The sequence below is a fragment of the Peribacillus sp. NPDC096448 genome, from assembly GCF_044762675.1.
GTDB classification, from domain to species: Bacteria; Bacillota; Bacilli; order Bacillales; family DSM-1321; genus Peribacillus; species Peribacillus frigoritolerans_B.
Map to the genome: position 1 here is coordinate 605,403 of NZ_JBIWEU010000001.1, position 11,164 is coordinate 616,566.

General features: G+C 40.5%; 13 protein-coding genes. 12 read left to right on the plus strand and 1 reads right to left on the minus strand.

All coding sequences use genetic code 11. The features are described 5' to 3' along the window. Positions 1-19: 19 nt before the first annotated feature. The 11 genes from ACIQ0C_RS02930 (at position 20) to fni (ending at position 10,024) form a co-directional block, all read left to right on the plus strand. Positions 20-988: a YpdA family putative bacillithiol disulfide reductase gene (locus ACIQ0C_RS02930; RefSeq protein WP_402839893.1), complete on the plus strand. Its 969-nt coding sequence runs from the start codon at positions 20-22 to the stop codon at positions 986-988. 27 nt (positions 989-1,015) lie between these two features. Continuing rightward, positions 1,016-1,981, plus strand: a complete 966-nt coding sequence (locus ACIQ0C_RS02935) for an asparaginase (protein ID WP_403056688.1) — start codon at positions 1,016-1,018, stop codon at positions 1,979-1,981. Positions 1,982-2,078: 97 nt separating this feature from the next. Next, positions 2,079-2,765 (plus strand): glutamic-type intramembrane protease PrsW, encoded by a 687-nt coding sequence (prsW, locus tag ACIQ0C_RS02940; protein WP_403056691.1) that lies wholly within the window; start codon positions 2,079-2,081, stop codon positions 2,763-2,765. Positions 2,766-2,891: 126 nt separating this feature from the next. Next, complete coding sequence (gene sleB, locus ACIQ0C_RS02945; protein WP_402839901.1) at positions 2,892-3,719, plus strand: spore cortex-lytic enzyme; 828 nt, start codon at positions 2,892-2,894, stop codon at positions 3,717-3,719. Between the two features lie 14 nt (positions 3,720-3,733). Beyond that, positions 3,734-5,089 carry a germination protein YpeB gene (ypeB, locus tag ACIQ0C_RS02950; protein WP_403056694.1) on the plus strand — a complete coding sequence of 452 codons (1,356 nt, stop codon included), beginning with the start codon at positions 3,734-3,736 and terminating at the stop codon, positions 5,087-5,089. A gap of 149 nt (positions 5,090-5,238) precedes the next feature. Next, positions 5,239-5,898 carry a flagellar brake protein gene (locus ACIQ0C_RS02955; RefSeq protein ID WP_403056697.1) on the plus strand — a complete coding sequence of 220 codons (660 nt, stop codon included), beginning with the start codon at positions 5,239-5,241 and terminating at the stop codon, positions 5,896-5,898. 68 nt (positions 5,899-5,966) lie between these two features. Beyond that, complete coding sequence (locus tag ACIQ0C_RS02960) at positions 5,967-6,152, plus strand: YpfB family protein (RefSeq protein ID WP_402839907.1); 186 nt, start codon at positions 5,967-5,969, stop codon at positions 6,150-6,152. Between the two features lie 192 nt (positions 6,153-6,344). After that, complete coding sequence (cmk, locus tag ACIQ0C_RS02965) at positions 6,345-7,019, plus strand: (d)CMP kinase (protein ID WP_251540836.1); 675 nt, start codon at positions 6,345-6,347, stop codon at positions 7,017-7,019. Beyond that, complete coding sequence (locus ACIQ0C_RS02970; RefSeq protein ID WP_403056700.1) at positions 7,016-7,603, plus strand: lysophospholipid acyltransferase family protein; 588 nt, start codon at positions 7,016-7,018, stop codon at positions 7,601-7,603. Before cmk ends, ACIQ0C_RS02970 begins: the two co-directional genes overlap by 4 nt. Before the next feature lie 215 nt (positions 7,604-7,818). Then, positions 7,819-8,958 carry a 30S ribosomal protein S1 gene (gene rpsA / locus ACIQ0C_RS02975; RefSeq protein WP_403056703.1) on the plus strand — a complete coding sequence of 380 codons (1,140 nt, stop codon included), beginning with the start codon at positions 7,819-7,821 and terminating at the stop codon, positions 8,956-8,958. A gap of 19 nt (positions 8,959-8,977) precedes the next feature. Beyond that, positions 8,978-10,024: a type 2 isopentenyl-diphosphate Delta-isomerase gene (fni, locus tag ACIQ0C_RS02980; RefSeq protein ID WP_402839915.1), complete on the plus strand. Its 1,047-nt coding sequence runs from the start codon at positions 8,978-8,980 to the stop codon at positions 10,022-10,024. Between the two features lie 68 nt (positions 10,025-10,092). Here fni and ACIQ0C_RS02985 read toward each other — a convergent pair whose 3' ends face one another. Next, a complete protein-coding gene (locus ACIQ0C_RS02985) occupies positions 10,093-10,224 on the minus strand; it encodes a YpzI family protein (RefSeq protein ID WP_402839918.1) in 132 nt (43 codons plus the stop codon). 113 nt (positions 10,225-10,337) lie between these two features. Between ACIQ0C_RS02985 and ACIQ0C_RS02990 the strand changes: the two genes are divergently transcribed. Beyond that, positions 10,338-10,958: a YphA family membrane protein gene (locus ACIQ0C_RS02990; RefSeq protein ID WP_403056706.1), complete on the plus strand. Its 621-nt coding sequence runs from the start codon at positions 10,338-10,340 to the stop codon at positions 10,956-10,958. Positions 10,959-11,164: the final 206 nt, after the last annotated feature.

Below are 11,164 nucleotides of genomic sequence, written 5' to 3' on the forward strand. Positions count from 1 at the left end.
GGAAAGGCAGTGGAAAAAGATGAATGTTGAAGAAGTCATTATCATAGGTGGGGGCCCTTGTGGATTGGCTGCTGCGATCGCTCTTAAAGAAGTGGGAATACAGTCCCTGATCATTGAAAAAGGAAATGTGGTTGATTCCATTTACCGTTATCCGACACATCAAACTTTTTTCAGTTCGAGTGAAAAACTGGAGATTGGTGATGTCGCTTTTATAATCGAAAACCGTAAACCGGTCCGCAATCAGGCGCTAGCCTATTATAGGGAAGTAGTCAGAAGGAAAGAATTGCGGGTCAATAAATTCGAAAAAGTGGAAAAAGTGGAGAAAGGAGAAGATGGGAAGTTTTTGGTCAAGACATCGAAAGGGGACTATGCAGCTCTGCATGTGATCATATCGACCGGATACTATGATCATCCTAACTATATGTGCATACCGGGTGAACAGCTCCCTAAAGTGTTTCATTACTTCAAGGAGGGCCATCCCTACTATAATTGTGATGTTGCAGTCATCGGTGGCAAAAACTCAAGTGTGGATGCAGCTCTGGAATTGGTCAAATCAGGAGCAAGGGTTTCAGTCCTTTATAGAGGATCGGATTACTCTCCAAGTATCAAACCTTGGATTCTTCCGGAATTCGAATCATTAGTCCGCAATGGAACGATCAAAATGGAATTTAATGCGAATGTCGACAGGATAACGGAAGACAGCGTCGTCTATCATGTAGGTGATGAGGAAAAAGTCATTAAAAATGATTTTGTGTTTGCAATGACTGGTTACCATCCTGACCATTCCTTTTTAGCTTCAATGGGCATTACTATTGATAAGGAGACTGGAAGGCCTGCATATAACGAGGAAACGATGGAAACGAACGTTAAAGGTCTTTATATTGCAGGGGTTCTGGCAGCCGGAAATAATGCGAACGAAATCTTCATAGAGAACGGCAGGTTTCATGGTGGATTGATTGCCTATCATTTAGCTGTTAAAGAAAAGTGAATTATATAAATGAGGAGCTGTTACCGTATGGAAAAAATATCATTAATAACGACTGGTGGGACTATTGCCAGTAAAGAAACTGCGAATGGTATGTTGGCCTCTGGTGCATTGACTGGCCATGAGTTGGCATCCCTTTGCGAATTGCCCAGCGATATCGAGGTTAAAGTGGTTGATCTTTTCCAGATTTCAAGCATGTCCATGTCCTTTGAAAAAATGCAGCAGCTTAAATCAGCCATACAAAAGGAATTGGAGGATCCTGAAGTTACGGGAATCGTCGTGACCCACGGTACGGATACACTTGAAGAAACGGCATATTTCCTTGATGTCACGAGTAAAGATCAACGTCCAATCGTATTGACCGGCTCCCAACGCTCTCCTCAAGAGGTGGGCACCGATGTATATTCCAATCTAAGGAATTCGATATTATGCGCTGCGAGTGATCTTATTAGGGATGTTGGGGTAGTGGTCGTTTTTAATGAGCGGATCTATTCAGCAAAGTATGTCAAAAAAGTTCATGCTTCCAATTTACAGGGGTTTGAATCTTTTGGCTATGGATATTTGGGGATAATTGATAATGATGTCGTGAGCATCTATCAAAAACCTTTACATAGGGAGTGTTATGATATTAAGAATCGCATCCCAAGGGTGGATATCATCAAGTGCCATACAGGCGCTGACGGCCTCTTTATTGATGCTGCGGTTGCAAACGGTGCGAAAGGCATCGTGCTCGAGGGTGTAGGTAGGGGACAAGTTACCCCTGTAATGGTAACTTCCATACAAGCTGCACTCGATAAAGGAATAACGATCATCATGACTACAAGTGCAGAAGAAGGAAAAGTGTACCCAGCTTATGATTATGAAGGCAGCGCATTTGATTTAAAACAACGCGGTGTGATATTAGGCGCTGATTATGACAGCAAGAAGGCACGAATTAAGTTAGCTGTCATGCTGGCAAGCGAAAACACAATAGATGAGACCTTCTTTAAGTACTGAAGGATTAAATAAAATTTGGAAGAGTTGATTCTTGGATTCAGTTTTTCTTCATTCCATGGTACGATTAAGGAAACGAAGATGAAAAGAGGGTCAGCTAATGCTGGTCATGTTTGCAGCGGCTATCGCGCCAGGATTGGCGCTACTGAGCTATTTCTATTTGAAAGATCAATATGAAACCGAACCGATATCGGTTGTGGTCAAAACATTTTTATTCGGTGTTTTTCTTGTATTGCCGATTATGTTCATACAGTATGTACTCGAAACCGAACATATCTTGAATACTGATTTAGCAAATGCTTTTTTATGGGCTGCACTGCTTGAGGAATTCTTCAAGTGGTTCATACTCATTTATGTTATTTATCAGCATGTGGCATTCGATGAGCCATATGATGGGATTGTTTACGGAGCTGCAGTCTCCCTTGGATTCGCCACAATGGAGAATATTTTGTACCTGCTGGCCAACGGGGTGGAACACGCTTTTCTCAGGGCCGTTCTCCCTGTATCCAGTCACGCTTTGTTCGGAGTGATCATGGGATATTATTTGGGCAAGGCGAAGTTTTCGCCTTCGAATAATAAGGTCTATTTATTGTTGGCATTGATCATACCCATTTCATTACATGGGGTTTATGATTATATTTTAGTTTCCCAAAAATTTTGGGTGTACTTTATTATGCCATTCATGATTTATCTATGGTGGTTAGGCATGAAAAAAGTAAAGAAAGCACGTTTGTTGTCTGACTTTCACGCAGAAAAACTTTCACAAAATCACTACCTTAGCAAATGACGAATACTATTAAAAACGGAGTGCTGGCATATTTTGCCCGCTCCGTTTTTTTTATGTTTGGAATAAAAAAGCCAGTAAAGAAGAAAATAGAATTACATTAATTCAAGAAAAAGAGGAGTGTTTTTGATGAAAGGAATTTCGTCAAAATGGAAATGGCTTTTGCTGTTTTCGTGTATAACTATATGTTTCGGAATTTACCCGGAAACAAGAACAAATGCCTTTTCGGGCCAAGTCATTCAAAAAGGTGCGGTTGGAGATGATGTAATTGAACTGCAGGCACGCCTGCAAAACATCGGTTACTATAAGGGAAAGATTGATGGAGCCTATGGATGGGGCACTTATTGGGCACTTCGAAACTTTCAACAAGATTTCGGGCTTCCAATCGATGGTTTGGCAGGGACAACAACAAAACAGAAGTTGACGAATGCGTCTAATTTCAATAAAGCATTTGTTCATGAGCAGATCAATAAAGGAAACGATTTCACCTATTATGGGGGAGTCCCCATTGAACAACAGGTAAAAGCGAAAGGAAATGGAGGGACCGCTTCCGGAAAGGCCCCTCCCAAAACAACGACATCAGCCAATCTTCCAGGAGGTTATTCTCAAAACGATATACAGTTGATGGCCAATGCCGTTTATGGAGAGGCGCGAGGGGAGCCATATACAGGTCAGGTTGCCGTTGCAGCAGTAATCCTGAATAGGGTGGAAAGTGCTGCATTTCCTAATACCATTTCGGGTGTGATTTTTGAACCTGGGGCGTTTACGGCTGTTGCGGATGGACAGATTTGGCTTACACCGAACGAAAGGGCGAAAGAAGCCGTGGTGGATGCTATCAATGGGTGGGATCCAAGCGGTAATGCAGAATATTACTTTAATCCCGATACGGCAACAAGCAAATGGATCTGGTCAAGGGAACAAATTAAAAGAATCGGAAAACATATCTTTTGTAAGTAAAGAGGTGAAGGGAAATGATCAGGAATATAGTGATTGCCCTGCTTGTTGTAGTTGTTGCGGGAACTGCATTCTGGGGTTATCAAGAACATAAGGAAAAAAATGCTGTATTAATCAACGCGGAAAATACGTATCAGCGAGCCTTTCATGATTTAAGCTATCAAGTGGATTTATTGCACGATAAGGTCGGCAGTACTTTGGCCATGAATTCACGGTATTCATTAAGTCCGGCGTTAACAGATGTTTGGCGTATCACTTCCGAAGCCCAAAGTGATGTCGGGCAGTTGCCATTGACCCTGCTTCCTTTTAACAAGACAGAGGAATTTTTATCAAAAATTGCGGATTTCAGTTATAAAACAGCGGTACGTGACCTTGAAAAAGAACCATTGAATGATAAGGAATATGCGACTCTGCAATCCTTGTACACACAGGCAGGAGACATCCAGGGCGAGTTAAGGAAAGTGCAGTATCTAGTCCTTAAAAATAATTTAAGATGGATGGATGTCGAAATGGCTCTTGCATCAGGGAAAGAAAATTCGGATAACACGATCATTGATGGTTTAAAGACGGTAGAGAAAAAAGTATCAGGGTACGGGGAAACGAATGAGATGAATCCGACTTTTACTTCTGCACAACAGAGGGATGAAAACTTCAAAAATTTGCAAGGTGAAACCATTACGAAGGAAGAAGCAATCGAGACGGCAAAAAACTATGCACACTCAAAAAGCAAAAATTTGAAGGTGAACGTGGAAGAAAACGGAAAAGGTTCCGATTATGGATTTTATAGTGTGAGCATCCTCGATAAAGACTCCGATACTGAACTGAATATGGATTTGACCAAAAAAGGCGGTTACCCTATTTGGTATATCAATAATAGGGATGTGAACAAAACAAATATTGATTTGAATCAAGCCTATACAAAAGCCGAAGCTTTTTTAAAGGAACATGATTTTAGTTCACTTGAATTATTTGAAAGTGCTCAATACGATAATATCGCATTATTGAATTTCGTGACATCGGAAAATGGGGTCAAGATTTATCCAGATTCAGTCAAGGTCAAAATCGCATTGGATGATGGATCCGTTATAGGGTTTTCAGCTGATGAGTATTTAAAATCACACAAAACCAGGGAAATAGGGAATCCGAACATATCCGAGAAAGAAGCTAAGGATAAAATCAACAGTAATGTAAAAATAATGGAAGAAGGAAAGGCGTTAATTACCAATGATATTGGTGAAGAAGTTCTTTGTTATGAATTTCTCGGTACGATTAAAGAGGATACCTACCGTATTTTCATTAATGCAGATACCGGTCAAGAAGAAAAGGTGGAAAAATTAAAGAATTCCGAACCGGTATACGAGAATTTAATTTAAACAATCATGAATCATAAGTTGTAGGGAAATGTGCTTAGTCACTTTCCCTTTTTCTTATTTCGTGACATAATAACTTAATGATTACTTGGAATATATGGGAAAATTGATGGGTAATATTATGTAGTTTTTCAAAAAGGACGTGGAAGACGATGTTTAAAATTGGTGATATATTAATGCTCGAGCCGAAATACACATCACAGAAGGAAAAGTTCAATTGTATGGTTGTAGAAATGGGAACGGGTTGTGTCTATACGGACTATCCCATCGATGTAGGGACTGGGAAAATCGCATTCCTTATGGATGGGACACAGTTCAATGTCACATTTTCCAATGAAGAGCAGGCTGTTTATATATTCGATTCTGAAGTGCTTGGAAAAGTGAAAGGAAGAATACCCATGATGCAACTATTGCTGCCCGAAGCAGAAACGTTTGTTAAAATCCAACGGAGGCAATACGTGCGCCTGGATGTAACCTTGGATACGGCCATTCATCCAGAACATTCCGAATTTACCCCTTTTCGTGCATTTACGGAGGATATCAGCGCAGGCGGAGCTTCCATAAGGCTTTTGAAAGGCACTAACATTCAATCAGTTTCGCAATTATACCTGTGGATGGCGCTTACGTTAAAATCAGGTGGGATTCATTATGTAAGGTTAAAAAGCAAAGTCATTCGCGTAACGGAAAAAGAGCATGGAAATATGCTGCTGCACGTCCAGTTTCTTGAACCTTCAAAAAATGATGTAAAGACATTAATGAGATTTATATTTGAAAAGCAGGTGGACTTAAAGAAAAAAGGCTTGCATGTTTAACATGATTGAATGAAAAACGGCGATTCCATCCATACTGCTAATATAAACAGATGGAGGGTGCGGCTGATATGAAAACATTTGAGAGACTATTAATTAAAGTGATCATCATCCAATTGGCCTGCTTATTTTTTTTCCAGTTCCTTTTGAGCATGGAGGATCAAATCTTTGATTTGACCAAGCTCTCGAGGTATGAAGGTGTTACCAGCAATAATTATACGAAAATCATTGAAACATTCAATGGGACCAATAAGTAAAGCGGTGATCCGCTTTTTTTTGTAAGAAGATTTTCAATAAAAGGATAACTTTTGATGGCTGTAGAGGTCAAAAAAAGAACGAAGGTGATTTTGAACGTACACATCCCTTTTATTAATGATTTTCCCGCTAGTTGTGATAAAATGAAAGGGTACTAAATAATCAGCATGATTGTAGGATTCTTGGGAGGATTTATGAAAAAAAAATTATCAGTCGCAATCGATGGACCAGCTGCTGCTGGAAAAAGCACGGTTGCTAAAATTGTTGCAGAAAAGTTCAATTACATATATGTGGATACAGGTGCAATGTACAGGGCCATTACCTATAAGGCACTTAATCAAAAGATTCGCCTGGATGATGAACAAGCATTATCAGAAGTTCTCATCAATACGGAGATCGAATTAAGACCAAGTGAAAATGGCCAGTTGGTGTTCTTGGATAACGAGGACGTGACAGCCCAAATCAGGAACAATGAAGTGACCGGTTCCGTTTCGGAAGTGGCAAAGCACCGAAGCATCAGGGAGGAATTGGTTCGCAGGCAGCAAATCTTTGGTGAAAATGGCGGTGTCGTCATGGATGGCAGGGACATAGGTACGCATGTGTTACCAAACGCCGAAGTAAAGGTATTTCTAATCGCTTCCGTGGATGAAAGGGCACAGCGGAGGCATCAGGAAAATATATTGAAAGGTTTTCCATCGGATATCGAAAAATTAAGGGAAGAAATCGCAACAAGGGACAAGCTGGACTCCGAACGCGAGGTTTCGCCATTGAAAAAGGCAGCGGATGCTATCGAAATCGATACGACCTCATTATCGATTCAGGAAGTCGCAGAAAGTATCATGTCTTTAATAGAAGAGAGGAAAAGATGACATTGGATTTTTACACATTTGCCAAGAACATCGTAAAAGGCGTTTTAACGCCTTCGTTTAGGGTTAAAGCACTTGGAAAGGAACATATCCCTAAAGAGGGCGGGGTATTGATCTGTGCCAATCACATTGATAATTTGGATCCGCCCGTAGTTGGCATGACGTCTCCAAGGGATATTCATTTCATGGCGAAAGAAGAGTTGTTTCATGCACCTGTTTTAAAGGGTATATTACCAAGAGTAAATGCATTTCCCGTGAAACGCGGTAATAGCGATCGGGAATCCCTTAGAAAAGGCTTAAAGCTTTTGAAGGAGGGCAAGGCGATTGGTCTGTTTCCCGAGGGAACCAGAAGCAAGAACGGTGAATTGGGAGAAGGTTTGGCGGGTGCCGGATTTTTCGCATTGCGGTCTGATGCCGTTATCATACCGTGTGCAATCATCGGCCCATATAAATTTTTACGTCCATTGAAGGTCGTTTACGGTCCTCCAATAAATTTTACCGAATATCGTGAACAGAAAATATCAGCCGATGAAGCCACCAAGATCATCATGGAGCATATTGGGGAATTGATTTCCGAGCATAAATAGTCCTTCATACTTGACAATTTTCTGATTTTGTTAGAATTTATAAAATAAGGGTATTGTTCCTTTATTGCCGATGAAAAGGAATATGACTTTATTACTCTAAAAAAACTGTTTTTATCTTTATTAGGAAAGTGTTTTTATTGAACCACTTTAAATAAAATATGTGGCCGATGAAGAGGAAATTTGCTGATCAGTCATGGGTTAAGGAGGAGTTAGTAATGACAGAAGATATGAACCAAGTAGAAGTGAACAATTACAAAGTTGGGGATCAAGTTAAAGCAACCGTTTCAAAGGTAGAAGAAAAACAGGTCATTGTCGATGTGGAAAACAGCAAGACTGATGGAATCATACCCATCAGTGAGCTTTCAAGCCTGCATGTCGAAAAGGCGTCAGATGCCGTTTCGGAAGGTGATGCATTGGAGCTGGAAGTCATTAAAGTCGAAGAAGAAGCTCTCATTCTATCAAAACGTAAAATTGACGCTCTTAAGGCATGGGATGACCTGGAATTGAAATTTGAAAATGGAGACGTATTTGAGGCTGAAGTTAAAGATGTCGTCAAAGGCGGGCTTGTCGTAGATCTAGGCGTACGTGGTTTTGTTCCAGCTTCTCTAGTAGAAGACTATTTCGTTGAAGACTTTTCTGATTACAAAAACAAAACTTTAACATTCAAGATCGTTGAGCTTGAGAAAGACAAAAATCGCTTAATCCTCTCACATCGGGCAGTAGTCCAGGACCAAAAGGAAAAACAAAAAGCAAACGTCTTGGATAAGATTGAAAGCGGGCAAGTGCTTGAGGGTGTGGTCCAAAGGATTACCGATTTTGGTGCGTTCGTGGATATTGGTGGCGTAGACGGCCTTGTCCACATTTCCCAGCTTTCCCATCAGCATGTCGACAAGGCATCCGATGTCGTTTCCGAAGGGGATAAGGTGCAGGTGAAAGTGCTATCCATCGATCGTGATAATGAAAGGATTTCACTTTCCATCAAGGATACCCTTCCTGGACCTTGGGCAGGAATTGCAGAAAAAGCGGCCAAAGGCTCTACACTGGAAGGTATCGTCAAACGCCTTGTTTCTTTCGGTGCATTCGTGGAAATTTTTCCAGGGGTAGAAGGGCTTGTCCATATATCACAAATTTCACACAAGCATATTGCCACTCCGCAAGAAGTACTTAAAGAAGGGCAGTCTGTCGAAGTGAAAGTGCTGGAAGTCAATGAAACGGATCAACGTTTATCATTGAGCATCAAGGAACTTGAAGAACCTCAATCCAATTACAACACATCAGATTATGAGATCCCTGAAGAATCGAAGGGTTTTCAGCTAGGTGAAATGATCGGTGATCAATTGAAAAAACTAAAATAAGATAATAATGGTGATGGCCTTGGAGAGAAAACAACGAAAATTAGATCATATAGAATTTGCGCTTAAGACAGGACAGCAGCATCAAACCGGACTAGAAGATATTTCGTTTATTCACCAAAGCTTACCAGGTATTTCCTTGAATAATGTGAACCTCACAGCAGAAGTTGGCGAACTTGAATTAAGTTCGCCAATTTTTATAAATGCCATGACCGGAGGCGGAGGCACTGAAACGGAAAAATTGAATGGTGACCTAGCCATTGCTGCAAGGGAAACGGGAATCGCCATGGCGGTAGGATCGCAAATGGCAGCCATCAAGGATCCTAGCCAGCAAGCTTCTTTTAAAGTTGTAAGGAAGGAAAATCCTGATGGTGTGTTGATTGGTAATCTCGGTGGTGAAGCAACAGTCGAACAGGCTAAGCGGGCAAGCGAAATGATCGGGGCCAATGCCCTTCAGATTCATATTAACGTCATCCAAGAATTGACGATGCCTGAAGGGGACAGGGATTTTGCGGGTACCCTTTCGAGAATAGAAAAAATCAACAAAACGATCGGAATTCCTGTCATCGTAAAAGAAGTTGGATTTGGGATGAGTATGGAAACGGTAAAGCAATTACATTCCGTGGGTGTTTCAATCATTGATGTAGGCGGGTTTGGCGGAACGAATTTTGCTAAAATCGAGAATGAAAGACGAGCAAAAATACTCGGATATTTTAATGAATGGGGCATACCGACAGCCGCTTCGATTGTCGAAGCAGTAAATGTTTCACCACAGCTTTCAGTCATTGGGTCGGGTGGCATCCAAAGCCCTTTGGAAATTACAAAAAGCCTGGCATTAGGAGCGAAAGGCGTCGGATTGGCCGGACATTTCCTCAAGCTCTATAAAGAGTTTGGCTTGGAACAATTGATTAAAGAAATACATTACATACATGAAGATTTGAAGGTCATCATGACAGCACTCGGGTGCGGTAATATATCGGAGCTAAGGAAATCCAAATTAGTCATCAAAGGAAATACCTACCATTGGTTATCTCAAAGAGGCATTGATTGTTCGGCGTATGCTAAATGAATGACCACAAAAAGGAAGCATCTCAATTGAAACGAATTGAGATGCTTCCTTTTTGTTCAAGGATAGACTTAACTATTCCTTTTTCGTGCCACTTCAGGGCTTTCCATTCTTGTTGCCCCTTTATGACCCAGTGATTGGTCCCTGTCGGACTCCACCCGTTTACTTTCTTTCAATTTCTTCTCTTGCCGATCTTTTCCCATGTTCACACCTCCTTTTTAAATGATAGGGGGAAGTTTTTCCTCATTAAATGCCGTGCTTTACGTTTATACTTTGAATAAACAAGCCATAATGTTCCTAAAAGGGGGGACGCTGCATGGATGGAATTATATTTTATTGGATTTCATGGATAGTTTGGGTCATTGTCATGTATTTTATTCCGAAAACGGTTCCCTTTCGTTTTGATTTTCTTTTTCATCTATTAGCCGTTATGGTATTGGCGGGCTATAAACTGGAGGTTCCATTGGTTTCCGTACATTTGAGCGGCCCGTATCTCTTCCTTATATTGTGTGTATATATTAGGAAGAAATCAATCATCAAGATGATGGAACTGATCAGCGGAAGTCTTATTATCACTCTCGCTTATGCCAGTTTTCAACTTTTTTCTTTACTTGATCCGATATGGCTCATAATGAAACCGTCTTACCTTTTGTGTATTTTCCTGAATTATCTTATATTATTACTTTTTAAAAATTGGAAACATCGATTGTTCGTCCTTTTAATTGGGATGCTGATGGGAGATATCATATATTCCGGATTACTTGCTTACCACTCTTTACCTTATGTGGCGCTTACTTACGCATGGCATGATAATGCCGTGTTGGTTTTGGGTGCAAACATACTGTGGAGAATGTTGGAACTGGTTGGCCAATACATTTATTCAATATCCCAATCGAGATTTTTATCAAAACAAGGAAAAGAGAATTTTAATCAATGAGTATGGAGAAAATTAGTATGGAGTATTAGCTGATTTATCAAAAGGCAGAAGTATTAATCGAACCAATTGGAATTGGAAGGCTTTTATTCATACAATCATTGTTGATTGGCGAGAAATTTGTTACTATAGGATAGTTAGAGGTCTGTAGATAAATCGTAAAATGCTCTAAACAATTAAAAAGGAAGCCGTAAGCCGAAGCTTTCTTC